General features: G+C 59.4%; 36 protein-coding genes. 18 read left to right on the plus strand and 18 right to left on the minus strand.

From position 1 onward, the window contains the following. Positions 1-177 precede the first annotated feature (177 nt). Genes V5N13_RS13800 through V5N13_RS13810 form a run of 3 tightly spaced genes read left to right on the plus strand, consistent with a single transcriptional unit; the run spans position 178 to position 2,352 of the window. The gene (locus V5N13_RS13800) at positions 178-1,149 is read left to right on the plus strand and encodes a hypothetical protein (protein WP_336361231.1); all 972 of its coding nucleotides are present in this window, start codon (positions 178-180) and stop codon (positions 1,147-1,149) included. Further along, a complete protein-coding gene (locus tag V5N13_RS13805) occupies positions 1,142-1,942 on the plus strand; it encodes a formyltransferase family protein (protein ID WP_336361232.1) in 801 nt (266 codons plus the stop codon). Before V5N13_RS13800 ends, V5N13_RS13805 begins: the two co-directional genes overlap by 8 nt. Positions 1,943-1,998: 56 nt before the next feature. Beyond that, a complete protein-coding gene (locus V5N13_RS13810) occupies positions 1,999-2,352 on the plus strand; it encodes a hypothetical protein (protein ID WP_336361233.1) in 354 nt (117 codons plus the stop codon). A 14-nt stretch (positions 2,353-2,366) separates the two neighbouring features. Here the strand turns inward: V5N13_RS13810 and V5N13_RS13815 are convergent, their stop codons facing one another. Next, positions 2,367-3,929 (minus strand): pyridoxal phosphate-dependent decarboxylase family protein, encoded by a 1,563-nt coding sequence (locus tag V5N13_RS13815; RefSeq protein WP_336361234.1) that lies wholly within the window; start codon positions 3,927-3,929, stop codon positions 2,367-2,369. A gap of 195 nt (positions 3,930-4,124) precedes the next feature. Between V5N13_RS13815 and V5N13_RS13820 the strand changes: the two genes are divergently transcribed. The 3 genes from V5N13_RS13820 to V5N13_RS13830 all read left to right on the plus strand — a co-directional run bounded on the left by V5N13_RS13820 (position 4,125) and on the right by V5N13_RS13830 (position 5,161). Then, on the plus strand, positions 4,125-4,352 hold the full coding sequence (locus V5N13_RS13820) for a hypothetical protein (protein WP_332898509.1): 228 nt from the start codon (positions 4,125-4,127) through the stop codon (positions 4,350-4,352). 83 nt (positions 4,353-4,435) lie between these two features. After that, entirely contained in the window at positions 4,436-4,600 is a 165-nt protein-coding gene (locus tag V5N13_RS13825; RefSeq protein ID WP_332898510.1) for a DUF1059 domain-containing protein, read from the plus strand. A 75-nt stretch (positions 4,601-4,675) separates the two neighbouring features. Then, on the plus strand, positions 4,676-5,161 hold the full coding sequence (locus V5N13_RS13830) for a peroxiredoxin family protein (protein ID WP_332898511.1): 486 nt from the start codon (positions 4,676-4,678) through the stop codon (positions 5,159-5,161). Between the two features lie 2 nt (positions 5,162-5,163). Here the strand turns inward: V5N13_RS13830 and V5N13_RS13835 are convergent, their stop codons facing one another. Then, the gene (locus V5N13_RS13835; protein WP_332898512.1) at positions 5,164-5,340 is read right to left on the minus strand and encodes a DUF7501 family protein; all 177 of its coding nucleotides are present in this window, start codon (positions 5,338-5,340) and stop codon (positions 5,164-5,166) included. Positions 5,341-5,467: 127 nt separating this feature from the next. Beyond that, complete coding sequence (locus V5N13_RS13840) at positions 5,468-6,178, minus strand: alanyl-tRNA editing protein (protein ID WP_336361235.1); 711 nt, start codon at positions 6,176-6,178, stop codon at positions 5,468-5,470. Between the two features lie 113 nt (positions 6,179-6,291). Between V5N13_RS13840 and V5N13_RS13845 the strand changes: the two genes are divergently transcribed. Then, entirely contained in the window at positions 6,292-6,972 is a 681-nt protein-coding gene (locus V5N13_RS13845) for an HD domain-containing protein (protein ID WP_336361236.1), read from the plus strand. An 11-nt stretch (positions 6,973-6,983) separates the two neighbouring features. Here V5N13_RS13845 and V5N13_RS13850 read toward each other — a convergent pair whose 3' ends face one another. Both V5N13_RS13850 and V5N13_RS13855 read right to left on the minus strand, forming a co-directional pair. After that, positions 6,984-7,661, minus strand: a complete 678-nt coding sequence (locus V5N13_RS13850; protein WP_336361237.1) for a LysE family translocator — start codon at positions 7,659-7,661, stop codon at positions 6,984-6,986. A gap of 44 nt (positions 7,662-7,705) precedes the next feature. Beyond that, a complete protein-coding gene (locus tag V5N13_RS13855; RefSeq protein ID WP_336361238.1) occupies positions 7,706-8,896 on the minus strand; it encodes a threonine synthase in 1,191 nt (396 codons plus the stop codon). Positions 8,897-8,980: 84 nt separating this feature from the next. Between V5N13_RS13855 and V5N13_RS13860 the strand changes: the two genes are divergently transcribed. Further along, positions 8,981-10,237, plus strand: coding sequence for an NAD(P)/FAD-dependent oxidoreductase (locus V5N13_RS13860; RefSeq protein WP_336361239.1), 1,257 nt, complete (start codon positions 8,981-8,983; stop codon positions 10,235-10,237). A gap of 57 nt (positions 10,238-10,294) precedes the next feature. Next, positions 10,295-11,071 carry a DUF7839 domain-containing protein gene (locus V5N13_RS13865; RefSeq protein WP_336361240.1) on the plus strand — a complete coding sequence of 259 codons (777 nt, stop codon included), beginning with the start codon at positions 10,295-10,297 and terminating at the stop codon, positions 11,069-11,071. On the opposite strand, the gene V5N13_RS13870 is transcribed toward V5N13_RS13865, so the two are convergent. The 7 genes from V5N13_RS13870 to V5N13_RS13900 all read right to left on the minus strand — a co-directional run bounded on the left by V5N13_RS13870 (position 11,068) and on the right by V5N13_RS13900 (position 14,542). Continuing rightward, positions 11,068-11,601, minus strand: a complete 534-nt coding sequence (locus V5N13_RS13870) for a J domain-containing protein (protein ID WP_336361443.1) — start codon at positions 11,599-11,601, stop codon at positions 11,068-11,070. The two genes, V5N13_RS13865 and V5N13_RS13870, sit on opposite strands and share 4 nt — an antisense overlap. 175 nt (positions 11,602-11,776) lie before the next feature. Then, positions 11,777-12,526: a proteasome assembly chaperone family protein gene (locus V5N13_RS13875; RefSeq protein ID WP_336361241.1), complete on the minus strand. Its 750-nt coding sequence runs from the start codon at positions 12,524-12,526 to the stop codon at positions 11,777-11,779. Between the two features lie 6 nt (positions 12,527-12,532). After that, entirely contained in the window at positions 12,533-12,715 is a 183-nt protein-coding gene (locus V5N13_RS13880; protein ID WP_336361242.1) for an RNA-protein complex protein Nop10, read from the minus strand. Next, positions 12,712-13,512, minus strand: coding sequence for a translation initiation factor IF-2 subunit alpha (locus V5N13_RS13885; protein WP_332898521.1), 801 nt, complete (start codon positions 13,510-13,512; stop codon positions 12,712-12,714). The genes V5N13_RS13880 and V5N13_RS13885 overlap by 4 nt, the downstream gene beginning before the upstream one ends. Continuing rightward, complete coding sequence (locus V5N13_RS13890) at positions 13,509-13,682, minus strand: 30S ribosomal protein S27e (protein ID WP_332898522.1); 174 nt, start codon at positions 13,680-13,682, stop codon at positions 13,509-13,511. The genes V5N13_RS13885 and V5N13_RS13890 overlap by 4 nt, the downstream gene beginning before the upstream one ends. 4 nt (positions 13,683-13,686) lie before the next feature. Further along, a complete protein-coding gene (locus tag V5N13_RS13895) occupies positions 13,687-13,968 on the minus strand; it encodes a 50S ribosomal protein L44e (RefSeq protein WP_332898523.1) in 282 nt (93 codons plus the stop codon). A 190-nt stretch (positions 13,969-14,158) separates the two neighbouring features. Next, the gene (locus V5N13_RS13900; protein ID WP_336361243.1) at positions 14,159-14,542 is read right to left on the minus strand and encodes a hypothetical protein; all 384 of its coding nucleotides are present in this window, start codon (positions 14,540-14,542) and stop codon (positions 14,159-14,161) included. A gap of 138 nt (positions 14,543-14,680) precedes the next feature. Here V5N13_RS13900 and V5N13_RS13905 point away from each other — a divergent pair, with 138 nt between their 5' ends. From V5N13_RS13905 to V5N13_RS13915, 3 genes are all read left to right on the plus strand, one after another. Next, complete coding sequence (locus V5N13_RS13905) at positions 14,681-14,947, plus strand: HAH_0734 family protein (RefSeq protein WP_332898525.1); 267 nt, start codon at positions 14,681-14,683, stop codon at positions 14,945-14,947. A gap of 177 nt (positions 14,948-15,124) precedes the next feature. Continuing rightward, positions 15,125-15,538 (plus strand): hypothetical protein, encoded by a 414-nt coding sequence (locus V5N13_RS13910; protein WP_336361244.1) that lies wholly within the window; start codon positions 15,125-15,127, stop codon positions 15,536-15,538. Between the two features lie 48 nt (positions 15,539-15,586). Beyond that, positions 15,587-16,279, plus strand: a complete 693-nt coding sequence (locus V5N13_RS13915) for a competence/damage-inducible protein A (RefSeq protein WP_336361245.1) — start codon at positions 15,587-15,589, stop codon at positions 16,277-16,279. On the opposite strand, the gene V5N13_RS13920 is transcribed toward V5N13_RS13915, so the two are convergent. Further along, positions 16,270-16,398: a hypothetical protein gene (locus V5N13_RS13920; RefSeq protein ID WP_332898528.1), complete on the minus strand. Its 129-nt coding sequence runs from the start codon at positions 16,396-16,398 to the stop codon at positions 16,270-16,272. The genes V5N13_RS13915 and V5N13_RS13920 overlap by 10 nt on opposite strands. A 45-nt stretch (positions 16,399-16,443) precedes the next feature. Next, complete coding sequence (locus V5N13_RS13925) at positions 16,444-16,833, minus strand: hypothetical protein (protein ID WP_336361246.1); 390 nt, start codon at positions 16,831-16,833, stop codon at positions 16,444-16,446. Between the two features lie 116 nt (positions 16,834-16,949). On the opposite strand from V5N13_RS13925, the gene V5N13_RS13930 reads away from it, so the two are divergent. Beyond that, positions 16,950-18,014, plus strand: a complete 1,065-nt coding sequence (locus V5N13_RS13930; RefSeq protein WP_336361247.1) for an ATP-NAD kinase family protein — start codon at positions 16,950-16,952, stop codon at positions 18,012-18,014. 86 nt (positions 18,015-18,100) lie between these two features. Further along, positions 18,101-19,135: a PhoU domain-containing protein gene (locus tag V5N13_RS13935; protein WP_336361248.1), complete on the plus strand. Its 1,035-nt coding sequence runs from the start codon at positions 18,101-18,103 to the stop codon at positions 19,133-19,135. Here V5N13_RS13935 and V5N13_RS13940 read toward each other — a convergent pair whose 3' ends face one another. Next, positions 19,136-19,501 (minus strand): DUF7528 family protein, encoded by a 366-nt coding sequence (locus V5N13_RS13940; protein WP_336361249.1) that lies wholly within the window; start codon positions 19,499-19,501, stop codon positions 19,136-19,138. Positions 19,502-19,621: 120 nt separating this feature from the next. Then, positions 19,622-20,794, minus strand: a complete 1,173-nt coding sequence (locus V5N13_RS13945; protein ID WP_336361250.1) for an LEA type 2 family protein — start codon at positions 20,792-20,794, stop codon at positions 19,622-19,624. Between the two features lie 95 nt (positions 20,795-20,889). On the opposite strand from V5N13_RS13945, the gene V5N13_RS13950 reads away from it, so the two are divergent. The 3 genes from V5N13_RS13950 (at position 20,890) to V5N13_RS13960 (ending at position 21,888) form a co-directional block, all read left to right on the plus strand. Then, positions 20,890-21,078 carry a DUF7525 family protein gene (locus V5N13_RS13950; RefSeq protein ID WP_336361251.1) on the plus strand — a complete coding sequence of 63 codons (189 nt, stop codon included), beginning with the start codon at positions 20,890-20,892 and terminating at the stop codon, positions 21,076-21,078. Positions 21,079-21,120: 42 nt separating this feature from the next. After that, positions 21,121-21,345 (plus strand): DUF7123 family protein, encoded by a 225-nt coding sequence (locus V5N13_RS13955; RefSeq protein WP_332898535.1) that lies wholly within the window; start codon positions 21,121-21,123, stop codon positions 21,343-21,345. Between the two features lie 105 nt (positions 21,346-21,450). Beyond that, positions 21,451-21,888, plus strand: a complete 438-nt coding sequence (locus V5N13_RS13960) for an SRPBCC family protein (RefSeq protein ID WP_332898536.1) — start codon at positions 21,451-21,453, stop codon at positions 21,886-21,888. A 255-nt stretch (positions 21,889-22,143) separates the two neighbouring features. On the opposite strand, the gene V5N13_RS13965 is transcribed toward V5N13_RS13960, so the two are convergent. Continuing rightward, positions 22,144-22,941, minus strand: a complete 798-nt coding sequence (locus V5N13_RS13965) for an RIO1 family regulatory kinase/ATPase domain-containing protein (protein ID WP_336361252.1) — start codon at positions 22,939-22,941, stop codon at positions 22,144-22,146. A gap of 124 nt (positions 22,942-23,065) precedes the next feature. Between V5N13_RS13965 and V5N13_RS13970 the strand changes: the two genes are divergently transcribed. Then, complete coding sequence (locus V5N13_RS13970; protein ID WP_336361253.1) at positions 23,066-24,208, plus strand: acyl-CoA dehydrogenase family protein; 1,143 nt, start codon at positions 23,066-23,068, stop codon at positions 24,206-24,208. A gap of 69 nt (positions 24,209-24,277) precedes the next feature. Here the strand turns inward: V5N13_RS13970 and V5N13_RS13975 are convergent, their stop codons facing one another. After that, complete coding sequence (locus V5N13_RS13975) at positions 24,278-25,534, minus strand: Glu/Leu/Phe/Val family dehydrogenase (RefSeq protein WP_336361254.1); 1,257 nt, start codon at positions 25,532-25,534, stop codon at positions 24,278-24,280. Positions 25,535-25,560 lie beyond the last annotated feature (26 nt).

The following is a 25,560-nucleotide window of genomic DNA, read 5'->3' on the forward strand; positions in this document are numbered from 1 at the left end:
ACCTTTCTGTGTCTGGCGGTGTGTGCCTGTATGGTCGAACACGACCTCGGTCAGGCGACCATCGTGTATGACAGTCCCGACGGCAATTTGATTAACAGGTTGATAACACCTTGTTAGGTCATTCCTTCTTTAATTCGTCTCATATTTACAAAGTCGTCAGAATCCGACTGGGAACCAATGAGTGGCGTGGTTACAATTAGTATCGAAGTAGAACTTGGATGGGGATTCCACGATATTGGCGGTCCAAAGCGGCTGAGCGATCGATGTGAAGAGGAACGAAAGTATCTCCAAAACCTTCTCCTCAAATGCGACGAGGTGGGCATTCCTATCTCGTTCGACATCGTCGGTCACCTCACCCTCAGTGAATGTGATGGGACACACGAGGGTCACTACCCAGCAGACTGGTTTGCGAACGATCCTGGTACGAACCTTGAGACAAATCCAGACTTTTACGCGCCGGATATGATAGCAGCCATCGAGGCGTCGAAAGTAAGTCACGAACTCTGTACGCACACCTTCTCGCATGTTCTTTGCGACCGAATGGGAGACGACTGTGTCAACGACGATATCGCTCACGCACAACGAATTCACGAGACTCAATTCGGGAAGAAATCGGTCTCATTCGTTCCCCCTCGACACTTCGAACCGTCAGCGACCGTTCTACGAGAAAACGGAATCGAAATCGTTCGAAAATCGGTTCATACCGATACGAGTAACAAAGTGACCCGCTTTTTCGAGCTGCTAGTCTCTCCCCCGTTGCTCGATGAGCCACAGATAGTAGACGGGATTGTCGAAACGTACTGTACGAGCTACCAGTCGCTCACTGCAAGTTCACTTCCAATAGGTCAGCGAGAAAGCCATGCGGTGTTCAAACCAATCCCGCGCAGCCTCAGACAGCAGCTTCACCTCCGCCGTATGGAAACCGAGCTTAAAGCTGTCGTCGAGAAGGATGGCTATGCTCACTTCTGGTGTCACCTCTGGGATCTCTCGAACGAACACCAGTGGGGAGTTGTTGAGCCGTTCCTTGACATGCTTGCGACGTACCGTGATATGGAGGGGCTACAGGTGTTGACAATGTCTGAACTGAATAACCACGTCAGGACGCAACGCGCAACGGGCGTCGAGCTCGTGGAGGGAATCAATGGCTGAACCGCTTCGTCTCTGTCTACTCACAGAATCGTCGATGAGTCGGTGGCAACTCGAAGCGGTCAGAAAATTGCTCAACGAACAAGATGTCGTCATCAGTCTGGTCGTGGTTCACCACCCACGCAGCCGCACGCGTAAAGAAAAGCTCGATCGCGCAATTCAGCTTCGTGAGTGGACACTCGTCGCTGGCGGACTTGCCCTCATGCGCAAGCTACGAGGAACCCATCCATTGACCGAATCGATTCCCCTCCACGAAATCTCGGAACTCAATGGTATCGAACAGGTCGCGTGTACGCCTGACATCATCAATGGCTGGAAGTACCAAATACAACCAGAAATCGCTGACGAAGTTGCAGCGAAGGCTGACATCGCGCTTCTGTGCGGGTTCGGATTCATCATAGGTTCGATTCTAACTGCCCCAAAACACGGCGTATTGAGCTTCCATCACGGCGACTTACGAAAGTACCGAGGGCAGCCCATGGGCTTCTGGGAGTATCTCCGCGGCGAAGAGACAGCAGGCGTAACGCTCCAGAGACTTACCGAAAAACTCGATGGTGGAGAAATCATCTATCTGAAAGAAGTTGACATCAGTAACGCCCGGTATCTGCGCGAAGTGAAAACCCTCCTCCTTGCAGAGTCGGTTAATATGCTCTCTGAGGGTGTGCGACGAGTTCGTGACGAATCGTTCACACCGGAGACGCCAACCGAACTCGGACAGATATATCGCATCCCGAAAGGCAAGCCAGTCCTAAAGTACCTCGCTAAATCCATCTTGGCAGCGGCTCGGCTGTCCTGATTTTCGCGAACATAATTGGCCCACACACCTTTCTGTGTCTGGGGGTGTGTGCCTGTATGGTTGAAAACGACCTCGGTCAGGCGACCATCGTGTATGACAGCCCCGACGGCACCATCGAACAGACGGTCGATAACGAGCATGTCGCGTATTTTCAGGACCACTGGATCGTCAAAACCGGCGAAGACGACCACGGCAACGACACCATCCGACGCATTCCGCACCAGCGTGTCCACTACGTCGAACGGAACGTAGAGCAGTTCGAAAACGAAGTTGAGACGCTGAAAGACCGCGTCCAGTCGTTCACCGACGACCTTAGAACGCGAATCATGGGCGACGAACAGTCACAGTCTCAAGAACAGACCCAAGAGTCGATTCACGTCGATATCGAAGACGAAGACCGGTCGCAGTAACCCCAGCGCATTGTTTACTCCTCGCGCGCGAACACCGGATACGTGCGAGCGAGCGTCGGTCTGTCCGCTCGGTCGAGCGCTACACCCGCATTTTGAATCGCGCGCACGACATCTTCGATGTCAGTGAGCGTCGTCCGGTGTGAGCAAATCGAGAAGCGCAACACGGTGCGGCCATGGATGGCGCTCGTGCCGAAAAACGCGAGACCGCTTTCTTGGATTGCGTCGGTTATTTTCTGATTTAACGTATCGAGATACGAGTCGAGGGCGTCTTGTTGCTCGGCCGTGAGCGACTCGATTGTGCCGAGGTCTGCAGGCACGTACCGGAACGAATAGATGTAGAGGTTCGGCTCTTGAATCGCCGCTAAGTCGGGTTCCCGTCGCACGAGCGTGTCGAGATGGTGGGCACACTCGATGTTCTGGCGAAGTAGATCGCGGTAGCCCTGTACGCCGTAGTGTTTGAGGCTCATCCAGACTTTGAGCGCCCGGAAGCCGCGTGACATCTGTGGGCCGTGTTGGTAGAAGTCGTGGCCTTCGTACGCAGTGGGGAGCGTGCCGTGGAGATACGGCGCGTCCATGTCGAACGACCGGCGGAGGCGGTCTGGCTCGCGCACGAGAATCGCGCCACACTCGTAGGGGACGTAGAGCCACTTGTGCGGGTCGAGCGTTATCGAGTCTGCGCGGTCTAATCCCTCGTACTTGGTGGCGAATTCGGGAAGCATCGCGCCGACTGCGCCACACGCGCCGTCAGCGTGGAACCACAGGCCGCGTTCGTCGCAGATGCGCGCGATGTCTGGAAGTGGGTCGATGGCGCTCACGTTAATTGAGCCGACCTGTCCGATGACACAGAAGGGGATATCGCCGTTTTCGATGTCTGCGTCGAGCAGTGTTTCGAGTGCGTCCGTGTCCATCGTCAAATCGTCGTGACTCGGGACGAGACGCACGGCGTCGCGGCCGAGGTTGAGCATATCGGCCACGCGGAAGATGGAGGAGTGACCCTCGTGGTCGGCCATGTAGAGCGTATAGCGCCCGGTTCGGGTGGGCGATTGGAGACCCCCTGCGGTGGTGTCGTACTCGGCGGTGTTCCTGAGCGCGGTGAGAATGGCGACGAAGTTCGCCATCGTCCCGCCGCTGGTCAAGAGGCCGCCACAGTCCGGGTCGTACCCAATAAGCTCTGCGAGCCATGAGAGGACCGTGCGCTCTACTTCCGTCGCGGCGGGTGCGGGCTTCCACCCGCCGGTGTTCATATTCACCGCCGCAGCGAGCGCCTCTGCGAGCGTTCCCATCATGGTTCCAGACCCCATCACATAGCCGAAGTAGCGCGGCGAGGTGTTGTGGGTCGCGTTCGGGAGGATTTTTGTCTCCCACTCGCGGAGAATCGTCTCCGGGTTCTGCCCTCGTTCCGGAAGCGGTTCGTCGAACAGTGCTTCGACCGTCTGCTCTGACTTTGCTGGGAAGACGGGACGAGTCTCAATGTCCTCGTAGAACGCCGTAAGCATGTCCACGGTTTGGTACCCAAGCTTGCGGAACTCTGCGGGTGTCAGGTCGTGGGTCGAAAATTGGTGGCCGCGCGATGCCATAGCTGAGGTTGGCTGTGCGATTCGATAAGTAAGCACCGCGACACTCTTGAAATAGCGATACACCTGCTGCTGGGGTGTTCTCGCGGCGCTGAGTCTCCCGATTTCGTGGCTACCGCAGAGGGCGTGCGGGTTGTGTGTCATGCTAGCACCGGTTAAGAAAGCATTAAGCCACTCCCCTTGCTTGTCCAGCCACGAATGCTTCGCTGTCCCCACGACGATTGCGGCTGGCACGCCGTTGCGCCGACGACACAGGCCGCACAGGACAGGCTCGCAGAACACATCGCCGTCGAACACGCAGTCGAGGTCGATACGACAATCCCTGCGGGGATGGTACAGGTATGCTTCGGTGACGGTGAGTGGAAAACCGTCACCCCGGAAGAGGCGCTCGAACTCCACCGCGAACAGCGTGACGACGAAGCTTAATACGCCACATTTCCTGACTACGCGGCTGCAAGCGACGAATAACTACGTGAAACGCTCGCCATTCTCTGTGGGAGGCTACACCAATGGCTCACCAAGTAATCTGCCGCGACGCTGGCAACGACTGCGACTTCATGGTTCGCTCTGAGAACCAAGACGAGCTCATCGAGATGGTCAAAATGCACGCAAAAGAGACCCACGCTCTCGACTACTCCACAGACGACGTCAAAGGCGTCATGAAGTCGGCCTAAATCACCCGTTCAACTCGTCCTTTTTCAGGTTGCCACAACCCGTAGCGTAAAGCCGGGGCTTTCACAAGAACGAGCATGTCACTCGAAGGCACACCAGCACCGGAGTTTACGGTCACCGGCACTGACGGAAGCACGCTCTCGCTCGCAGACGCGGTCGAAAACGGCCCCGTTGTCGTGCTCACGCTCCGCGGTCACTGGTGTTCGTACTGCGCAGAACAGCTCCAGACGTTCAGTAACCACGCTTACGACCTCTGGCGAAATCACGACACGACCATCATTCCGGTCAGCCACGACCCCGTCTCGAAACTCACAGAGATGCGCGACCGATTTGGCCTGAAGCTGCAACTCTACTCAGACCCCGACTTCGAGATGGTGTCTGCTTACTCGGGCACCGAACAGTCGAAAAAACACGGAAAGATTCCGCTCTCGGGGACGTTTATCGTAGACGAAGAGGGTATCGTGCAGTACGAACAGGTCGCTGAAAACGCCGCAGACCGGACGTACGCGAACTACGCGCGACATTTCATTAACCTCGGCTTCGAGCGACCGTACACCGACTAGGCTTAGCCACCCCACTCGCTGCCGATGTCGTCTGCGACCTGCTGGCGCCACAGACTGAATCCTTGATTACACGATTGACTCGTCTCGATGTGGTCGATGAAGCCGGAGCCACCATCGACCAACGCTGCCTCACAGAACGGACAGTGTTCCGGGTCACTCCACACCGGGGAAGTATGCATATGTTCAGCTGATTGCGCCATATGGACTGTGTTTCGATGTGTTACTAGATAATTCTTTGGCCGTTAACGCAGATAATTCGCGCATTCTCGTAGACAAACGTCCAAAAATAAGGGGTTTTCTGGATGGTTAGTCGTGGAGCACGAATCGCACCCGCTCGAAGCCCTTGCCCCGCGACTCTCTGCCTTGCATCTCGAATTCGCCTAGCTCCTCGGTGTTGGCGACGTGCGTGCCCGCACACGCGGTGCGGTCGTAGCCCTCAATCTCCACGATACGGAGCTGGTCGATGGATTTCGGCAGCAGGTCGATGCGCGTGCGCTCGGGGTCAAGTTCGCGTTCTGCGGTCTCGCGGTCTAACTCGTACCACGTCACCGGCCTCGCGTCTGCGATGAGGTCGTTCATCCGGTCGGTGATGTGCGCGAGGTCGGCTGCGTCAAATCGGTCGTGTTCGACGTCCATGCGCGCGTAGTCGGTGTAGAGTTGATTCCCCGTCGTCGGGGCGTCGTACTCCTCGATGAGCAACGCCGAAAGGAGGTGCTGGGCGGTGTGATAGCGCATATGCGCATAGCGCCGTTCCCAATCGAGTTCGCCCGAAACGGTCGTCCCCTCTTTGGGTGGGTCGCCTGCGAGCGTGTGGTAGATGGTATCCTTTTTCTGGACGTCCGTGACGGCCCACTCAGTGCCGTCTGCGCGAAGGGTGCCGTGGTCTGCGGGTTGACCGCCGCCTTCGGGGTAGAAGAGGGTTTCAGCCAGTACGACGCGGTCGTCTTTGACGCGCGTTACGGTCGTCTCGAACGACCGCGCGGCAGTATCGGTGAGATACTGTGGAGTCGTGTCCATACCTGCTAGAGGAGGCTCGTTATTAATCAATCGGGTTGTCGTAACGCTAAAGAGTGGTACATACGTTTTTCTACGTAACATGAACACATCACCAACGCTCCGGGGGCGATTCTGTGGGAGTTGAGATCCAGGAGTCACCCATCACAGACGAGGCGTTCGAGGAGATGAAGCAGTTTGTCTTTGATTATCTCCAAGCGTCCGTCCGAAACGAAGACGAGGGTGGCCGAATGCGGTGGTACCCGTGGCACTCTGCGGAGTACCGATACAACCATATCCTGAACGTGGTGGCGATTGCAACGAAAATCGCACGCAGAGAGGGAGCAAACGTGGACGTGACGCGCGTCGCCGCGCTGTTTCACGACGTTGCCAAACTCGAAGCAGACCAAGAGATTCACGCAGAAGAGGGCGCTCGCGTCGCCCGCGCGTTCCTCGAATCACACGGCGACTACCCAGAGTCGTTCATCGTCCAAGTGTGTGATTCGATTACCGACCACTCCTATCAGGGCGACCTCTCGAACCTTACACTGGAAACCCGGTGTCTCATCGAGGCCGACTTGCTCGATAAGGTCGGCGCGAACGGCACGGCGCTCATGCTCCTGCGGATGGGGTACGAGGCGCGCACGCACATGGATTCGTCCGAGATGGTCGGACGCGTGCTCGAACGCGGCCGCGACGCCGCCCAGCGCGTCGAAAGCGACACCGCTCGCTCGATTGCCTTCGAGCGCTTAAAGCGCGTCAAGTGGTTCCAAGAGTGGCTCGAAGGCGAAATCGCTGAGATGGAAAGCGAGCTGTAAGCCGATTCGCTTTAGAGTAGCGTTCTCGCTGCGTCAGAAAGAAAGAGGACGCCGAACAGCGCGAGAATCCCCGCGCTCGCGTAGGCGACGGCGGGCGCGACGGCGTCCATCCGGTTTTCGGCAGCCACGAGCATTGCCGGAAAGCCGCCGACCCAGACGAGAATACCGCCGAAAAATCCGGCGAGAAGCATCACGCTTCCTGTTTCGACCACAAGCGACCCGGTCAGTGAGTCCCCCACGTAGGGCACGAGTGCGAACACGTCGATAGTGCCGGGTTGGAGCAGGCCAACGCCAATCGTGAGCCAGAACACGATTTGGTAGGGGTTCGTGAGCGCGAGCACGAACGCTTTTTTGAAGCCGTTTTGCTCATCGCCGTGACTGGTTCCGGTAAAGCTCTGTGTCGCGCTCTTTGCTGCGCCGTAGGCGAAATAACACATCAAGATGCCGCCCGCGCCGACCATGAAGCCACGGACGGTGGGATAGGTTTCGACGAACGTCACGGCTCCGTACAGCGCGAGCACGAAGAACACCACGTCAGCCGTGAACGCGCCGAGTCCGGCGCGAACGCCCGCGAGCCAGCCGCGGAGGACGCTTTCCTCTGCGATAACCGCGTTCATCGGGCCGGGGGGCGCAGCGATTGCGAGACCGAAAATAACGCCCGCAAAGAGCGTCGAGAGGGCTTCCAGCATTGGTGGACATAGGGGTGAAACTGCGAAAAGGGTGGTGTTCCCGGTTAGAAGCCGAGGCCCATCAGGTGACTGCGGAGGATGTCGTCTTCTTTGTTGCCCGCGCCGGTGTTCATGAGGACGATGGTGTCATCTTCGTCAAATTCACCTCGGTCTGCGAGTTCCCACGCGCCGCTTGCGGCGGCCCCGCAGGTCGCGCCCATCTCGACGCCGGTCTGTTGGGCGACCGCGACGGCCGAGTCGAGAATGTCGTCGTCGTCAGTGGCAACCGCACCGCCGCCCGACTCGCGGATGGCGTCAAGAATCAACGGACTCGCACCGGGATTCGGAATCTCGATGCCGCCACAGATGGTGTCCGGCACCTCCCACGGCTCGTGGCGGTCGTTGCCTTCCTCGAAGGCTTTGACGATTGGCGCACAGCCGGATGCTTGGGCGGCGTACATCGGCGGAAACTCGTCGATGAGTCCCAACTCGCGGAACTCGGTGGCGGCTTTGTGCATCCCGATGAGACCGACACCGCCGCCGGTCGGATAGAGTATGGCGTCCGGGACCTCCCAGTCAAGCTGCTCGATAATCTCGTAGAGCATCGTCTTCTTGCCCTCGTGGCGGTAGGGTGTCTCGAAGGTAGCGGTCGAGTACCAGTCTTCATCTTCCATCTCGCTCTTGTAACGCTCGCTCGCGTCGTCGATGCGCCCTTCGACCACCGTCATGTCACCGCCGTGGACGTTGACCATCGCCTTGTTCACGAACGGCGAACGAGAGGGGAGAAATACGTGGGAGGCAAGGCCTGCGCGGGCGGCGTAGGCGGACGCCGACTGGCCCGCGTTCCCCGCAGAGGGCAGGGCGATGTCGGTCGCACCGTGCTGGACGGCGGCGGTGACTGCGACGGCGTGCCCGCGGTCTTTGAATGTCCCCGTTGGATTCCGACCTTCGTCTTTGATGAGCACGCGCCCGACGCCCAGGCTATCTGCGAGGTCGGGAGCCTCGACGAGCGCCGTCGCGCCTTCGTCCATCGTGACGCTCGATGCGCGGGTGAACGGGAGGAGTTCTTCGTAGCGCCACATCCCCGTGAACGGGCGCGATTCGAGTTCCTCGCGCGTGAGGTCGATGGCGTCGTAGTCGTACGTCGCATCCAAAATCCCGCCGCAATCGGGACAGCGGTGAGGCGCGTCCTCGGCGTCGAACGCCTCGCCACACTCTGTGCACGTAAGGCCGCGGAAGGCCGCAGTCGTCTCCATACCTGTGTGTTCGAACCAATCGACTAATCGCTGTCTGTCTAGACGCGCAACACGGTTTAGTGTCTTGCCTGCCAACAAATTTCCATGACCACAGTCGTGATACTGGGAGCCGGACTCGCCGGACTCGTCGCCGCCCGTCGTCTCGCTGACGCCGGATTCTCTGTCCACGTCGTCGAACAACAGGACGCCGTTGGCGGCCGCGTCCAGACCATCGAGAAAGACGGCTTCACCCTCGACCGCGGCTTTCAGGTGTTGTTTACGGCCTACCCCGCCGCCCGACGCGAACTCGACTTCGACGCGCTCGACCTCCACGCCTTCTCCCCGGGCGCGACGATTGCCCGGCCCGGACACCGCGCTACACTCGCAGACCCGTTTAAGAATCCCGGCGCCCTCACCGAATCGCTGTTCAACCGCGAGGTGACCTTTCGCGACAAAGCCCGCGTGTTGAAACTTCGGCGTGAACTCACAAGCACCGACCCTGAGACGTTCTTCGACGGTGTAGACCAGTCAATCGAGGACTCGCTGCGTGAGCGTGGGTTCTCTCAGGCGTTCATCGACAACTTTGCCGCACCCTTCTACGGCGGCATCACGCTCGACCGGTCGCTTTCGACCTCTGGGGCGGTGTTCGACTACACCTTCAGCATGCTCGCAACGGGCGATACGGTGGTGCCCAAACAGGGAATGGGAGAGATTGCAGAACAACTCGCAGCCCGCGCCCGGCGCGCCGGTGCCGACATCAGCCTCGAAACGCACGCCGTTGGCGTCTTCGACGGCGACTCACCAACCGTCGAATTGGAGGGTGAAACGCTCGATGCAGATGCCGTCGTCGTCGCAACTGACCCGAAAGCCGCAGGCGAGTTAACCGGTAGTTCGGAGATTCCAACGCAGGCCCACTCCTGTGTCACCCAGTACTACTCGATTTCCGTGCCGCTCGAAACCCACCGACGACTCGTGCTCAATGCGACCGACGAGGGGCCGAACCACGTCGCGCCACTCTCTGCGGTCTGTCCGAACTACGCCCCCGGCGGTGAAAACCTCGTGAGCGCGACGTACCTCGGCCTGCCTGACGAAACGGACGCGGCGCTCACCGAGCAGACGCGCGATGCGCTTGCCTCGTGGTTCCCCGAGCAGTCCTTCGGCAGCCTTCGCCACATCCACACAGATCGCATCGATTTCGCCCAGTTCAGCCAGCCACCGGGCATCCACGACCGCCTACCGGACGTGCGCGACGGCGGCGAGAACGTCTACCTCGCGGGCGACTACACGCAGTGGTCGTCGATTCAAGGTGCGTTGAAAAGTGGGCGGGTGGCCGCGGAAGCGGTGATTGCAGACAACCGGTAGCGGACACCCTCTCAGTAAGGCGACGCAATTTATAGCCCCCCGTCCGTAGGTTATGACATGGCGGATGTTCTCGAAAACAAGCGCGCTGCCACACGGTTTCGTATCCTCGTCGAAATCGCAGATCGGCAACCAGCCGTGAGTCAAGGCGAGATTGCTACCGCGGTTGGCGTGACGAGTCAGGCTGTGAGTGAATACATCCGCGACCTCGTAGATGAAGGCCTCGTCCGCAAAGAGGGGCGCTCTCGCTACCGCGTGACCAAAGAGGGTGTCGACTGGTTGTTTCAGGCCGCGACCGACGTGCGGAGGTTCGCAGAACACGTCACCGACGACGTGCTCGGCAACGTCGGTGAAGACGCCGCAATCGCCACCGACTCGGTCGAGGCAGGCGAGACGGTGACGCTCTCGATTGTGGATGGCCTCCTCCACGCAACGCCCGGAGACGACGGCCCGGCGACCGGCGTGACGACGACGCTTGCTGAGGAAGGGAAGGTCGTCGGCGTCACCGGCTTTTCGGGTGTTATCGACTTAGAACCCGGCCTCGTCACCGTCTATCAGGTTCCACCAATCCGTGCGGGCACCGACGAGGTAGACTTAGAGACGCTCGCAAAGGCGTGTGAAGGCGCAGACCTCGTTGCCGCGATGGGCGTCGAAGCGGTTGGCACGCTTCGCAGTCTCTCGCTCACACCGGACACGATTTTCGCCGCCGGTGAAGTCGCTGCAGACGCTGCAAGCCGCGGACTGGACGTGGTCGTCGTCACCACCATCAATACCGCCGGGCGTGTTACGGACGCGCTCCGCGATTCTGGCCTCGCCTACGAAGTCGCAGACCTCTAATTGGCGCGCTTTTTCGCCGTCGTGTAGGCTTCTCGCACCCGCGTGAACGTCTCGTAGTCGCCACCGTGGTCGGGGTGGACCTCTTTGATGCGCTTTCTGTAGGCCTGTTTCAACTCGTTGCTGCTTGCGGTTTTCGGGACGCCAAGCACGGCGAACGCCATACTCGTCGCATCCGGCGTCCCATCGGTGAGTTCGATTTCCGGCGTCTCAAAGGGGAGGCGTCCGGCGAGCTGGAAGCCCGGCATCTCGTGTTCGACGAGGACGGCGTAGGTTGGCGAGCGCTCAATGCGGTAGTACGCCCGGGCGTCGAACGTAATCGCTACGTCGCGCATCGGGAGGTAGAAGGCGACGGTTTGGCCTTCCACGAAGTGATTCTCTGCAAATGGTTCGTTGATGGTTCGCAGAAACTCGCGGATTTCGGCGCGCCTGCGCTCGTCGCCGCTCCACACCTGCCTCGGGTCTATCGGAGCGGTCGGGTACAACCGCTCGCCGACGATGAAAGTGGCCGCGATGGCGACAGAAAACACCATGCCGAGGGCCACTCCAAGGACGAGCCAGTCTGGCAACACCGCCAACAGCTCACCAATCACACCGGTGTCTTTGGGCGCGACGACTAAGAACCGTGTGGGCACGTCGCGCACAGCAGGTGCGGTGGCTGGCTACTCGAAGAAACTCGTCCGCAGACGGGTGAAAATGGGGGTGTCGTTAGCCGATGTAGCGCAAGTCTTCGTCTGTCGCGCTCGAACCCTGCTCCATCTCTTTGATTTTGCCCATCACGTCTTCCATCTCGTCTGCGCGCTCCTCTAAGTCCTCGTAGTCGAGCTCGACCGAGAGCACGGATTCGAGGATTTTGAGCACGGCTTGGGCACTTTTTGGGTCGACGAGGTAGCCGCTCGTCTCGCCCATCAGACAGGCCGCGGGAATCCCCCGACGGCGACCGAGGCCGAGCATGAGCCCGCTCACGCCGACGATGCCGCCTGCAGGCTCGTCCTCGCGGAACTCAACGTCGAGTTCTTCGAGCGATTCGACGAGGTCTTCGTTCGTCGCCGCGCCGAGGACGGCGTACTCCTCGATGAGTTCGCCGGTTGGCACGCCACCGAGCGCGTAGATTTGCGAGACGTCGAACTCTTCTGCGATGTCGAGGAAGGCGTTCGTGAGGTGGTAGTGGCCGGCGTTGTCCTGTGCCTGGTGGTCGCCCGTGAGAATGAGCAAGTCCTGTTCGTCGCCTTCGATGGCGTGGAACTCAGCGCAGGTGAGTTCTGCAATCCCGTCTTCGAGGGTCACCTGTGGCGGGAAGTGCTCTGAGTAGACGCGGCGTACCAGTTCGCTATCTAACTGCTCAACGAGGTACTCTGCGGCTAGCTTTCCAACGTGCCCAACACCCGGCAGCCCCTCGACAAGAATCGGCTCAGAGAGGTCTGGGTCTGCGAAGACCTCGATATCAAACTCGTCCATATGGCCCTACTCGTGTTCTCGGCGCTTAAGTGCGCGTCGGTACTCCCCGTAGGGGTCTTCAGGGTTGAACTTCGCCGGGGCTGAATTTACGGCCTCGGCTCCACAGATGGGACAGGTCGCAGAAAGCGTGTACACCGGGCGGTCGTGCGCGGTCGCACTCGCCGAACACACCCGGATGTCGGATTTCATTCGTCGTCTTCGTGGCGCTCGCGGTGGTAGTGGGCAGTACCGCCGTTTGCCTTGATGTAGTCGGCTGCTCGCTCGGCGCTCGATTCGAGCGCGTCTTCTGCGAGCTTGTAGTCCGGTGCCTTCACCTTGATGCGGTATTCGGGCGACCCGACGTAGCTGACGGAGAGTTCGATGTCATCGGAGAGGTCGTCGTCGCTTTCGGCAACCTTGAGCGCCTCTTTGATGACGTCCACGCCGTCCGGGTCCGGACAGCGCAGGTCGATGTAGCCCGTGACGTTCACGTACGGCACCGACACGTTCTCGCGGGCGGATTCGACGATGGCGCTGACTTCGTCATCGTCCAATCCCGTCTCTTCTAAGGCTTCTGCGCCGTGAATCGCGGCGGCCTCGAACCCGGCGTACAGGCTGCCGTACTCGTCGAGCAGTTCGTTTGCGATGGCGGCGTACTCGTCGTCGGCGATGTCCTCGCCAAACGCGATGAGCATCCACTTATCGGCCTTCTGCTCGTTTTTCCAGTCCTGAATCTTGTCTTTGCGCTGGTGGTCGTTTACGTCCTTGATAGAGAGGTCAATCTGCTGGGAGCTCTCGTCGACAGAGAGCACCTTACAGACGACAGTTTGTCCCTCACGGACGTGGTCACGAACGTTCTTGATCCATCCGCTGGCCACCTCGCTGATGTGGACGAGTCCGCGCTTTTCGTCGTACTCCTGAAGGTCGATGAACACACCGAAGTTCTCGATGTCTTCGACCTTCCCGACGACGAGTTCGCCCGGCTCGGGCCAGCCGCTGTATTTCATCGTGACTCGACGACCTCTGTGACCTCACCCTCGATGGCCGCTTTGCCACCGGTCGGGCGGGCGAGCGTGTGCCCGCAAACGGCGCACGCAACTTCGGTGGCTGCGCGTTCGAAGAGGGTCTGTTCGTTCTCACAATCTGCGCATTTGACGGTGATGAAAGAGCCTGCCATGAGATTACTCCTGGAACTCAAGCTTGCCTGCCCGCCAGCCAGCGCGGAGGTGGGCTTTGCCGCAGTCGCTGCAGCGGTATTTGAGGTTCGTTTTCTTGGTTGGCTTGTCGCCACCAGGCACCTTCGAGAACTTACCGGCGTTACCAATCGTGGCTTTGCCACGGGCACGCTGGCGGTCGATCCACTTCATCCCGGTCTCGCGACCGCGGCGAACTTTCTCGACTTCGTGTTCGTGATGCGTTTGGCAATGCGGACAGTACGTATTGAAGCGTCGTGGCATCTGCATAGCTAATCCCTTACTTCAGCCGTAACGTGCCACGCCTTAAAACGCATTTGGTTTATCCGTGTCTCACGCGCGGCGCGTCCGCCCGCCCTCCGGGAGTCCTCGCGCTACTCGCTCACACACAGAGTACCAACTATCGGCCAATTTTCTGTGTCTCTGTGACTTCGCTCTCGGTGCGCTGTCTCGTCACGCCTTATCGCGGTTGGACGCACTCTCCAGAATTTTCGAGCGTGTCGTCGGTGAATCGGACGGTCGCACTGTACGACGCGCAGGTCTCGGTGTCCCACGTCTGTTCTGTTTTCCAGTCGATCCCTGACACAGTCACCGTGTAGCGACCTCGCTCTGTGACGGTGAAATCGAAGGTTCGACCAACGCTTCCGTCAAGGCGGTCGGTTTCTTCGTCTATTACCGTCTCATCTGCGTCGGTGACCGTGACGGTCACGTCGGTCGGTGAACTGCTCTCGTTTTGAATCGTAAGCGAGAGCGAACTCGACTGCGATGTGGACTGGGTTGGGATAAGCGAACAGCCCGACAAGGCAGCTGCGAGGACGAGGAGAAATGGGCGACGACCGTACATTACACCACCCACGCACTCTACGACGAAAATCCTTCTGTGACTACAGGACGCACGGGTTCGGTTTGCCGGCTCACTGCTAGCCTACAACAGTCACCGACAACCGACAGTATAATTTCACCCACGTCCATATCCGAGACCATGAAGCGGCTCATCATCCACGGGGACCCCGGCATCCGTAAGGGTGGTATCATCGAATACGACGGCGAACAAATGCACTGCTTTGGTGTCGCACGACAGGGCGATTACCACGGCCCAGACCGCGTCCAGCTCTGGTGTACCATCGGTACCGAAGACGAACTGGAGGCCTTCGAGCGCCGGGAGTTCATCCCGATGCACTTAGACGTGGACGCCGTAGACGCCTCGGAAATCGTCGTCGTGAAAGCGAAAGGCGACCTCGCTGTTTGAGAAACTCGGTTTTCCTCTCGAACCTGGTTCTGGCCCAAAAGTACGTCTCACGTTCTGAGACCTGACGATAGGTGTATTCCCCTAAACAGCCTATCATATCGTATGGCCAGCACAACGGCTGCGTCAAGAGGAGTACCGAGTGGGGAACGGGGAGATAGTACTGGCAGACGCACCTTCTTGAAGGCAACTGGGGGACTCGCCATTGTCGCACTCGCTGGCTGTACGGGCGGTTCCGGCCCAAGCGCGGACACGACAGTGGATGTGACGCTGTCCGACTTCAAAATCGAATTGAGTGACAGTTCAGTCTCCGCTGGCCGGATTCAGTTCGACATCACGAACATGGGGCCATCGCTCCATGAGTTCGTAGTACTGAAGACGGAGATTATGGCTGGAGAGCTACCGACCGACGAAGACGGGGCGGTAGACGAAGCGGGTGCAGAAGGTATCGAACTCGTAGACGAAGTCGAAGATATTGAGGACGAGGCGACAGCGACGTTGACACTTGACCTTGACGCGGGTCACTACGCGCTCATCTGTAATCTTCCCTCGCACTACGAGTTGAGGATGTTCACAGACTTCGTGGTGACGTAAGTCACTGCCAACTGTGGCTTTTTACGAGTGCCACACCTACCGACTGCTATGCGCGTGGCCCTCGTTTCCGTCGGTGATGAGATACTTGCGGGTGATACCGTCAACACGAACGCGACGTGGCTCTCCCAGCAACTGAACGCTCGGGGAGCGACCGTCGAACGCATCACAGTCGTCCCCGACCGCATCGCGGACATCGCCCGCGTCGTAAACGAGTACCACGCAGAATACGACGCCGTCATCGTGACCGGCGGGCTTGGCCCGACCCACGACGACCTGACGATGGAGGGCATCGGGGCTGCGTTCGGCCGCGCTGTCGAACGCCACGAAGAAGCTCTTGCGTGGCTCACGACCCACGGCGGCTACTCTCACGATGACCTCGCCACGGGAACCGCCCACCTGCCCGTCGGCGCGCGGATGCTCCCGAACGAAGTCGGCGTCGCGCCGGGGTGTGTCGTAGACGCCGTCTACGTGTTCCCGGGCGTGCCCGCCGAGATGAAAGGGATGTTCGACCTCGTCGCAGACGAGTTTTCGGGTGTGAAACGCTACACAGACGAGGTGATTGCTGCAGAGCCAGAGAGCGCGCTCATCGACCGGATGAACGAGGTCCAGGAAAAGTTCGGCGTGAAAGTCGGGAGCTATCCCGGTGAGAACGTTCGCATCAAACTCGAAAGCGAGGACGAAGACGCCGTCTCAGCGGCGAAAGCGTGGTTACAGGAACGTGTGACGGAAGCCTATCGGTAGAGCGAGTACCACCACGCGCCGACGATGGCGAGGCCGATAATCCCGACACCCCCACCAATAAGGTTCATTTGTCCTGCAGTGAACGCCGTTTCTCCCATCTCAGCGAGCGGAACATACATGAATGGCCGTTACAAGCGGGTTCGCATAAATGTTGATACGTTGGCTCAGTGGGACTCAGCCGCTTCGAGGTGCGACCGGCAGGTGCTGAGAAACTCCACGAACGAACATTCGGCGTCAGTGTCAAACGAGAGGATGACCGCGCCGTATTCGACCAAATCGTCAAAGATTACCATGACCGCTTGTTCGAAGACACGCACTGTGGCCTTGAGCGACCCGACGGCGTACAGCCCTTCGTGGTGGCGCTGTTCGAGCGTACTCAAGACGAGTTCGTCGCGGATACGCGAAAGCGCAAGCTCATCGTAGAGTTCAGAGACATCCTCTCGCATGAACGTGTACGTTATCTCCGCTTCTGTGGCGTAGCCGACCGCTCGCAACTTCTCCCCCAAACACGCCGTCGCATACTCCAAAACCGCTTGTAGGCCTTCAATATCCATGGTGGTGTTTATAAGTCGGTGTATATGTCACAAACAAGGACTATAAGAGTTGGCCTTAACGGAACTCGAATGGCGCCACCGCATGCCTTTTCTATCGCTCTCGCACATGAGCAGGTATGCGACGCATCGGCGTGGTTGTCAACCCAATCGCTGGCATGGGCGGGCGCGTCGGCCTCAAGGGAACCGACGGCGCAGTCGAGCGTGCCCGCGAACTCGGCGCAGAGCCGCGCGCACCCGAACGCGCACGCACCGCCATCGAGCGCCTCGCAACTGACGCCCCCGACACCACGATTCTCACTGCCGCCGGTGAGATGGGAGAACTCGCGGTCACCGCTGCCGGATTCGACCCCGAACTCGTCTACGAACCGCCTGCAGCGTCGAGCGCCGCCGACACCCGCGAAACCGTCCGTCGGTTCGTCGCGGAAGGCGTTGATTTGATTCTGTTCGTCGGCGGCGATGGCACCGCCGTGGACGTTGCAGAGACACTCGCGGAACTGGACGCAGACACACCCGTGCTCGGCGTCCCGGCGGGGGTGAAAATCTACTCGTCTGTGTTCGCCGTCTCGCCTGCGGAGGCCGGGCGAATCGCAGCCACCTACACCCGCAGCGAGCCAAACGAAGTGATGGACATAGACGAGGAGGCATATCGAGCAGGCGAGGTGCGCGCCGAACTCAAAGCCGTCGTGAACGTTCCGGTCGCAGAGGGCCTCCAATCGTCAAAACAGCTCTCATCGGGAACCATCGAAACGCTCGTCGAGGGGTTCGTCGAAGATGTAGACCCAACGGTCACCTACGTACTTGGCCCCGGCAGCACAGTCGGCGCAATCAAAACAGCGCTTGGGTTCGACGGCTCGCCGCTGGGCGTCGACGTGTGGAAAGACGGCGACCTGCTCGTCAAAGACGCCCGTGAACAACAGATTCTCGACGCGCTCGGTGAACAAAATCGCATCGTCGTGTCCCCGATAGGCGGACAAGGCTTCATCTTCGGGCGCGGGAACCACCAACTCTCACCGGCCGTGATTCGCCGGTGTGACATCGACGTCGTTGGCTCGCGGGAGAAAATCGACGACATCGGGGTCCTCCGCGTTGACACGGGTGATGCGGCGCTTGACGAGGAGTTAAAGGGCTGGTATCAGGTTCGAGTCGGGCGATTCGAGCGGCGGATGCTGAAAACGGTTTAACAATGCATAGGTCCCTAGTACGAAGCATGGGGTATGGGGTTCCCATATAGTGAGATATAAGGTCGTGCAAATAGAGTAATCTCCCTATGGAAACACGTAAGGTACAGCGACTCGGCCCCTCGACGTTAGCAATGACGTTGCCCGCAGAGTGGGCGAAGGCACACGGTGTCGAGAAGGGCGATGAGGTAACGATTCGGATGGGTGGAAAGGGGACGCTCACGGTCATGCCGGAGTCCGCGCAGACAGAAGAGTCAGAAGCGATTATCCACGCCAAAAACCTCGATGCGGATTCTGTCGAACGGGCAATCGTGGCACAGTACGTCCTCGGACGCCGCGTCATTCATGTCGAAGCCGACGAAGGTGAGACGCTTACGAGCGCGCACATCAACGCGGTGTACAACGCAGAGACCCAGCTCATGGGCCTCGGCGTCATCGAAGAAACCCCAGACCGCATCGCGATTCGGTGCTCTGTCGACCCCGAAGACTTCACCCTCGACAACCTCTTAGAGCGCCTCGAATCGACGGGCAGCACGATGCGAAACGAGGCCGTGAAGGCACTCGCCCACGGCAACCCCGACTTGGCCCAGCGCGCGCTCAATCGCGAACGCCAGGCGAACAAGATTTTCGTCCTCCTGCTTCGCCTCATCTTCACCGCCTACCAGAATCCGAACCTCGCCCGAGCTGTTGGTCTCGCAGACGGCTTCCCGCTCATCGGCTACCGGTCGATTGCGAAAAACCTCGAACTGACGGCTGACAACGCAGAAGACATCGCAAAGACCGTCATCGAAACCGACGGGCACACCCTGAACGTCGACTCGGCGACGATGCGCCGCATCCGCGAGTTCACCGACCAAGTGAACGAAATCACGGAACTCGCCGTCCGCTCTGCGGTCGAGCGTGACTTCGATATGACCATCGAGGTGCGCAAAATGTTCGCAGAAATCGGTGATAAGGAACACGAGATTCTCGACGACCTCCCGGAGATGTCGAACAAAGACCTCCTTCAGGTGCGCGAAGTGCTCGTAAGCCTCCAGCAGACCGCCCAGTACGCCGTCCGCAACGCCGAAATCGCCACCAACCTCGCGCTGAACGAGGAGTCAGAACACACGACGATTCGGTAACTACGCTTTTTTCACCGTCAACGGATTTCGCCGCGTGATACGGCAATCGAACGCCGGTTGCTCAGCGACGTGTCGGACCAACAGGTGGCGACGCGACCCGGTGATTCCGCTTTTGTCGACGTCCGTCGCGGTGAACGTCTCTGGCAGTCGGTCGTAGAGTCGCTCTAGCTCCTCGAAACGCTGGAACACTTTTGCGTTGCCCGAGGAACTCCCCGCCCGGCGACTCACGCGATACGAGCCATTCTCGCGGTATTCGGAAACCGTTCTGAAAAACTCCGTCCGCTGGCACAGCGCGTCGCCGAGGTCGTCATGCAACTGCCGGGCGACCGCGCGTGGCAACTCGTGAGTTTCCCCGTCGATTGTCACGAACACCGAGTCACCGTCCGCCGTTACGCCATGCTCACGGGAGAAGAACGCGACCAGGAGTGTGGGTACTCCGCGTCATTGTAGCCTAATTTACACGAGACCGAAATAAAATGCTATCGCCTACCGACGAACGAGCGCGAGCGGGGAGCGTGGCACGTTGAGGATGCCGCCGTCGTCGGTGGTCTCGGTCGCGGTTGTGGTCGTCTCTGTGGTCGTGGTTTCCGTGGTCGACTTTGTCGTTTCAACCGACTGCTCGGTTGTCGTGGTCTCTGCGGTTTGCGTCTGCTCGTCGTCTGTCGAGGTACTGCTGTTCAGGTTCGTGTCGATGTCCGTCTGTTCTTTCGTGCCGAAGATGTCCGTTTCGACGGTCTGGGTGTGGGTCAAATCGTCGAGTGGGAGTCTAAAGGAGGGGCCGCTCTGGCCGACTTGCACCTTCGCGTAGAAGTCGATGCGGAGTTCTGTGACCTGATTATTTCTGAGGTGGGAGGCCCACCAGTCATCGAGCAGCTGGTTGTTTATGTTTGCCGTCGTGGCAACGGTCTCCGTTGCGCCGCCGGGGATGACGTACGAGCGGTCGGTCACGCCCTCGCCCACGGTGATGTTGTTCATCGTAATCGTGTAGCCGAGTTCGGTGATGGTGTAGGGAGTGGCTTTCGGGTTGTAGAGGACGAACTGGAGGTCGATTGGCGTCTGTTGGTCGGTGACCGTCCCCCACGTCGCGCTCGTCTGGTTGATGTAGAGCACCGGGTCTGAGATGACCGCCTGATTGGCGTTTATCGGCCGCGTCTCGTCTGAGTTCAACTGCCCAATCAGATTCGTGTGGATCTGCTGTGACTGGGGGACGTTGAACGTGCGCCCGAGCAACGAGGAGTGAACTTGCGCGTTGATGTTCACGTTCGTCGTCTCGTTGTTCTGGATGTGCGTGACCCACCACGCCGGTATCTTCTCGTTGTCCATTCGCGTCTCGAAATGGAGGGTCGTGTTGCCCTGTTCGATGTTGAGTCCCTCTTTTTTCCCGTGGGCGATGGACACGTCGTTCATCGCCACGTCGTACTCCACCGAGGTACCCCCGAGCTGGAGGCTGATGGGGTTCGGATTCGAGACGACGAGGTCGGTCTGGATGGCGGTTTGGGTGTCGCTCACGCCCGTAAATCGGTTCTCGACGCCGCCGACGACCGGGACGCCGATGATGCCAAGCGCCCACGCGCCGCCAACGCTTGCGACAAGGAGGCCGACGACTGCGACGAGAACCTTCAATTTACTCCCAAAAACGAGTGTCTTTGCCCCTGCCATTATGCTCAGATATGCGCTTTCCTGTATAGTTCTTCGGACGGCAGGCCGTCGCCGGAAAAGAATGAACTAAGACCCTCCTGTCGTTACCACATGATATGACCGCAGAATCCGCCGCCGCGACGGACAAGGGCATTGGCATGGCCATGCTGTTTGGCGCACTCGCCCTCGTTGGAGCACTCGTGATGTACGTCTTCCCAGAGACGCTGAACGCCGCCTACGGCTTCGCTGCCGCCATTGTGTTTGGGTGTATCTTGATTACCACCTTGCACGTCTACGGCAACTGAGTCGGTAACGGTTAAACCGTTGAGCGTCGTATTTACTTGTTGATGACAGACTTCACAGATGAGGACCTGCGAATTCTCGCGCACCTGCGAGAGAGCGTCGCCAAGGGAGAACGCTACTTCCGGGCGAAGCACATCGCAGAACAGATTGGGCTTACAGCCAAGCAGGTTGGCGTCCGCCTTCCCCGTCTTTCTGAGAAGTCAGAGGACATCGAAATCGAAAAATGGGGTCGCGCCCGCTCGACGACGTGGCGCGTGACGCTTGGCTAATCGGGCACCCGCTTTCTGCACCGTCGTTTTACGACACGCCTATTCGGACAGGGCGTACTCCCCAGTCAGCGCCTTTTTTACGTGGCGAGCAAGTAGGAGTGTCGTATGACCGTCCGGGTTTCAGAAACGTTCGAGTTGCCCGCCACCCCCGCTCGCGTCTGGGAGTTCATCGCAGACCCGGCCAAACGCGCAGAGTACATCAGCGTGGTCGATTCCTACACCATCGACAACAAGGAGGGGACGAAAGCCACGTGGCAAATCAGCCTCCCCATTCCGTTTATCAATAAAACCGTTCCCGTGCGCACAGAGGACGTAAAACGCGAGGAACCGGCGTTCATCAAGTTCGTCGGCAAGTCGTCGGTGATGCACGTTGTTGGCGAACACGAACTCACGGAAACGGAGACTGGCACGAAACTCGCAAATCGGTTCGTCGTCGAAGGCAAAGTGCCGGGTGTCGAGCGATTTTTCAAACGCAATCTGAGCAAAGAGCTCTCCAATCTCGAAGCTGCGTTGCTCGCAGACCTCCGCGACTCAGCCGAGTAACAACCGGGTCGGCAATGCGCGAATTTATGTGTGGTGAGTGTCTTATCTCAGACACCGGGACGACGCTTTTCTCGTCAGACCGGTAACAACGCACCGCCACATCGGACCGTCATGGCCACGGTCCACCGACGCCCGCCGCAGCGTCACCACGGCTCGGTCGCGTGCAGGGCGCACACGCGACTCAGCCATCATCACTTGTTCACTATCGCTCTCAGCCGTGAGCCACTGCGCCGGAAAAAGCGTTCGTCGTCGCCGTCAGGTCGCGCGCTTTTCGATTTCACCCTTCACGACTCCAGCTTCGAAATCGTGGTCGGGGCGCATGTTGATGAAGTCGAGAAAGTCCTGTGCGGCCAGCAATTCGTCTACGCTGTAACTTTCGAGTGCGGCGTCTACGGCCGATCCTGCGCCGATGAGCGGTTCGAGCGCCGCAAGCGCGCACGCGAGATCGTACGACCGGGCGTCTGCGAGGCCGGACTCTTTCACGTTGGTCGCGTCGATGAAGTAGAGCGTGTTGTTGGCGATGAGGACGTTCTCACCGCGGAGGTCGCCGTGGGCGAGGCGGTTGTCGTGCATGGTGGCGAGCGACTCGAACATCTCCGGCGCGTAGGACAGTGCCTCGCGGCCCGACAGCTCGTTGAGCGTGCGAAATTCGGGGAGATATTCGAGGACGAGCACGCCGAGGTCTTCGAATTCGAAGGCTTCGACGGGTTCGGGGGCGTTGATGCCGATTTCGCGCAGTTTCTTCGTCGCCTCGAACTCGTGTTCGGCCATGCCGTAGGCGGTTCCAAAGTGGTCGAAAAAGCCCTCCGTTCCGCTCGTAAACGCACCGATGTTGCGGCCCGTCGTGAGCAGGGCGTGGACGAACGAGTTCTGCTCGGTGATGATTTTCACGAACCAGCGTTCGTTGATGACACAGGGTGTAGAGAGCCAGTTGTCGGCTTCGAGAAACTCGATGCGAACCTCGTCTTCGTCGTAGCGCTCGGCGATTGCTCTTGCGACCGACTCTAATCGGTCCCATTCAATCCGTCCGCGGAGGAACCGCCTGAATGCCATTTGAAAAATACGGGCGGCCCGGAGACATATGTCTTCGCCAGAACGCTTATGCGCCGTATCACCGCGTGGCACAGTCGTTAATGATTGTCGGTGTTTTTATCTTCCGTTGCCCGAATCTTCGGGTATGGATTTCAGCCTACCTGCAGAACACCGGATGATTCGAGATACCGTCCGGGAGTTCTGTGACGAGGAGATTGTCCCCATTGCACAGGAAATCGAGGACGAGCACCGCTGTCCGACCGAAGTGTTCTCCGCCCTCGCAGACCTCGACATGATGGGCGTCCCCATCTCCGAGGAGTACGGTGGGCTTGGCGGCGACCAACTCATGTACGCGCTCACGACCGAAGAAATCGGGCGCGCCTCCGGCTCTGTCGGGCTCTCCTATGCCGCACACATCTCGCTTGCCTCGAAACCTATCGAGATGTTCGGTACCGACGCACAGAAAGAGCGCTGGCTTCGCCCGCTCGCAGAGGGCGAGTACCTCGGGTCGTGGGCGCTCACCGAACCGGGCAGCGGCAGTGACGCCTCAAACATGGACACCACCGCCGTGAAAGACGGCGACGAGTGGGTCATCAACGGCACGAAGCAGTTCATCACGAACGCGAGCGAGGCCGGTTCGGTGCTCGTAAAGGCAGTCACAGACCCCGACGCCGGGTACGACGGCATCTCGACGTTCATCGTCGACCCGCGCAACGACGACGGTTTCGAAGTCACGACCATCTGGGACAAGATGGGCTTGAACGCCTCCCCGACCTGCGAGATTCAGTTCAACGACGTCCGTGTCTCTGAAGACCGCCTCCTTGGCGAGGTTGGTGAAGGCTGGAAACAGACGATGAAGACGCTGAACGGCGGGCGCATCTCGATTGCCGCCCTCTCCGTTGGCATCGCACAGGGCTCTTACGAAGCCGCCCACAAGTACTCGAAAGAACGCGAACAGTTCGGCCAGCCGATTTCGAAGTTCGACGCCATCCGCGACAAAATCGTCTCGATGGACCGCAAAATCGAACGCGCACGCCTCCTGACCCACAAGTCGGCGTGGCAGTACGACCAGGGCATGGACGTGACCAAGTCTTCGGCGCTCGCCAAACTCGACGCGAGTGAGGTCGCCCGCGAGGTCTCAGAGGACGCCGTGCAGGTGCTCGGCGGCTACGGCTACACCACGGACTTCGCCCCACAGCGGATGTACCGCGACGCAAAGCTCATGGAAATCGGGGAAGGTACCTCAGAAATTCAGCACCTCGTCATCGGCCGCGAACTCGGGCTGTAAGGCGACACACCGAGCGGTCACTAACCAGATTTTTCAGAATTGTCGGAAAACGAGCGGGCGCGAGCGGTTTTACGGGAAGGTGCCGCCTTCTTCGAACGCCTTGACGACGCGCTGGATAGCGACGACGTAGGCTGCCGTGCGGAAGCTTGGCAGGCCGTGGGTTTCGTAGGCGTCCACGAGGCCGTTGAACGCGTTGACGATGACCGTCTCGAGTTCGTCGTTGACGCGCTCTTCAGACCAGTAGAAGCGCTGGCGGTTCTGTACCCATTCGAAGTAACTGACCGTCACGCCGCCGGCGTTTGCGAGGATGTCGGGGAAGACGTACACGTCGCTCTCGGTGAGCACTTCGTCGGCCTCGGGGGTGAGTGGGCCGTTTGCGGCTTCCACGATGACGTCTGCGCGAACCTGCTTTGCGAGGTCGCCGTCGATGGCGTTTTCGAGCGCTGCGGGGACGAGCAGGTCCACGTCGAGGGTGAGGAGGTCTTCGTTCGTCAGCTCCTCGGTGGCTTCGGCGTAGCCCGTGACCGAGCCGGTGTCGTTTTTGAACTCCTTGACCGCGCGGGCGTCTAAGCCGTCTGGGTTGTAAACGGCACCCGACGAGTCGCTCACGGCGACGATGTTCGCGCCGAGGTCTTCGATGAGGTAGGCGGCGATGGAGCCGGCGTTCCCGTAGCCTTGGACGGCCACGCTCGCGCCTTCCATGTCTTTGTCGAGATAGTCGAATGCCTCGCGGGCGGTGAGCATCGTCGAACGGCCGGTCGCCTCGACGCGGCCTTCACTGCCGCCACTTTCTAAAGCTTTCCCCGTCACGACGCCGGGTGCGGTCGTGTTTTCGAGGGTCTCGTAGGTGTCTTTAATCCAGTTCATCTCGCGCTGGCCGGTGTTCACGTCGGGCGCGGGGATGTCGCGGTCTTCACCGATAATCGGTCGCAGTTCCTTTGCGAACGACCGCGTGATGCGTTCGAGTTCGCCTTCCGAGTGGTCTTTGGGGTTGATGACGATGCCACCCTTGCCGCCACCGTACGGGATGTCCACGACGGCGCACTTGTACACCATCCACCCTGAGAGTGCTTTGACTTCGTCGCGGGTGACACCCGGGTGATAGCGAATCCCGCCTTTGTACGGGCCGCGGTCGCCGTTGAACTGCGAGCGGAAGGCTTTGAACACGCCAATCGTTCCGTCGTCCATCTTCACGCTTAGATTCGTTTCGAGCACGCGCTGGGGATGTTTGAGCCGCTCTAAAACATCCGATCGAACGTCGAGGAACTGAGACGCGTTGTCGATTTGTCGCTGTAGGCTTTCGAATGGGTTCGCCTCTTCAGACATACCCTGTAAAAATGGGACACGATACG

The sequence above is a fragment of the Haladaptatus sp. ZSTT2 genome, assembly GCF_037081775.1.
GTDB lineage: Archaea > Halobacteriota > Halobacteria > Halobacteriales > Halococcaceae > QDMS2.

Coding starts and splice junctions, on each gene's coding strand:
- V5N13_RS13800 (WP_336361231.1), top strand. CDS start 178: ATGAGTGGCGTGGTTACAATTAGTATCGAAGTAGAACTTGGATGGGGA.
- V5N13_RS13805 (WP_336361232.1), top strand. CDS start 1,142: ATGGCTGAACCGCTTCGTCTCTGTCTACTCACAGAATCGTCGATGAGT.
- V5N13_RS13810 (WP_336361233.1), top strand. CDS start 1,999: ATGGTTGAAAACGACCTCGGTCAGGCGACCATCGTGTATGACAGCCCC.
- V5N13_RS13815 (WP_336361234.1), bottom strand. CDS start 3,929: ATGGCATCGCGCGGCCACCAATTTTCGACCCACGACCTGACACCCGCA.
- V5N13_RS13820 (WP_332898509.1), top strand. CDS start 4,125: ATGCTTCGCTGTCCCCACGACGATTGCGGCTGGCACGCCGTTGCGCCG.
- V5N13_RS13825 (WP_332898510.1), top strand. CDS start 4,436: ATGGCTCACCAAGTAATCTGCCGCGACGCTGGCAACGACTGCGACTTC.
- V5N13_RS13830 (WP_332898511.1), top strand. CDS start 4,676: ATGTCACTCGAAGGCACACCAGCACCGGAGTTTACGGTCACCGGCACT.
- V5N13_RS13835 (WP_332898512.1), bottom strand. CDS start 5,340: ATGCATACTTCCCCGGTGTGGAGTGACCCGGAACACTGTCCGTTCTGT.
- V5N13_RS13840 (WP_336361235.1), bottom strand. CDS start 6,178: ATGGACACGACTCCACAGTATCTCACCGATACTGCCGCGCGGTCGTTC.
- V5N13_RS13850 (WP_336361237.1), bottom strand. CDS start 7,661: ATGCTGGAAGCCCTCTCGACGCTCTTTGCGGGCGTTATTTTCGGTCTC.
- V5N13_RS13855 (WP_336361238.1), bottom strand. CDS start 8,896: ATGGAGACGACTGCGGCCTTCCGCGGCCTTACGTGCACAGAGTGTGGC.
- V5N13_RS13860 (WP_336361239.1), top strand. CDS start 8,981: ATGACCACAGTCGTGATACTGGGAGCCGGACTCGCCGGACTCGTCGCC.
- V5N13_RS13865 (WP_336361240.1), top strand. CDS start 10,295: ATGGCGGATGTTCTCGAAAACAAGCGCGCTGCCACACGGTTTCGTATC.
- V5N13_RS13870 (WP_336361443.1), bottom strand. CDS start 11,601: ATGGTGTTTTCTGTCGCCATCGCGGCCACTTTCATCGTCGGCGAGCGG.
- V5N13_RS13875 (WP_336361241.1), bottom strand. CDS start 12,526: ATGGACGAGTTTGATATCGAGGTCTTCGCAGACCCAGACCTCTCTGAG.
- V5N13_RS13880 (WP_336361242.1), bottom strand. CDS start 12,715: ATGAAATCCGACATCCGGGTGTGTTCGGCGAGTGCGACCGCGCACGAC.
- V5N13_RS13885 (WP_332898521.1), bottom strand. CDS start 13,512: ATGAAATACAGCGGCTGGCCCGAGCCGGGCGAACTCGTCGTCGGGAAG.
- V5N13_RS13890 (WP_332898522.1), bottom strand. CDS start 13,682: ATGGCAGGCTCTTTCATCACCGTCAAATGCGCAGATTGTGAGAACGAA.
- V5N13_RS13895 (WP_332898523.1), bottom strand. CDS start 13,968: ATGCAGATGCCACGACGCTTCAATACGTACTGTCCGCATTGCCAAACG.
- V5N13_RS13900 (WP_336361243.1), bottom strand. CDS start 14,542: ATGTACGGTCGTCGCCCATTTCTCCTCGTCCTCGCAGCTGCCTTGTCG.
- V5N13_RS13905 (WP_332898525.1), top strand. CDS start 14,681: ATGAAGCGGCTCATCATCCACGGGGACCCCGGCATCCGTAAGGGTGGT.
- V5N13_RS13915 (WP_336361245.1), top strand. CDS start 15,587: ATGCGCGTGGCCCTCGTTTCCGTCGGTGATGAGATACTTGCGGGTGAT.
- V5N13_RS13920 (WP_332898528.1), bottom strand. CDS start 16,398: ATGTATGTTCCGCTCGCTGAGATGGGAGAAACGGCGTTCACTGCAGGA.
- V5N13_RS13925 (WP_336361246.1), bottom strand. CDS start 16,833: ATGGATATTGAAGGCCTACAAGCGGTTTTGGAGTATGCGACGGCGTGT.
- V5N13_RS13930 (WP_336361247.1), top strand. CDS start 16,950: ATGCGACGCATCGGCGTGGTTGTCAACCCAATCGCTGGCATGGGCGGG.
- V5N13_RS13935 (WP_336361248.1), top strand. CDS start 18,101: ATGGAAACACGTAAGGTACAGCGACTCGGCCCCTCGACGTTAGCAATG.
- V5N13_RS13945 (WP_336361250.1), bottom strand. CDS start 20,794: ATGGCAGGGGCAAAGACACTCGTTTTTGGGAGTAAATTGAAGGTTCTC.
- V5N13_RS13950 (WP_336361251.1), top strand. CDS start 20,890: ATGACCGCAGAATCCGCCGCCGCGACGGACAAGGGCATTGGCATGGCC.
- V5N13_RS13955 (WP_332898535.1), top strand. CDS start 21,121: ATGACAGACTTCACAGATGAGGACCTGCGAATTCTCGCGCACCTGCGA.
- V5N13_RS13960 (WP_332898536.1), top strand. CDS start 21,451: ATGACCGTCCGGGTTTCAGAAACGTTCGAGTTGCCCGCCACCCCCGCT.
- V5N13_RS13965 (WP_336361252.1), bottom strand. CDS start 22,941: ATGGCATTCAGGCGGTTCCTCCGCGGACGGATTGAATGGGACCGATTA.
- V5N13_RS13970 (WP_336361253.1), top strand. CDS start 23,066: ATGGATTTCAGCCTACCTGCAGAACACCGGATGATTCGAGATACCGTC.
- V5N13_RS13975 (WP_336361254.1), bottom strand. CDS start 25,534: ATGTCTGAAGAGGCGAACCCATTCGAAAGCCTACAGCGACAAATCGAC.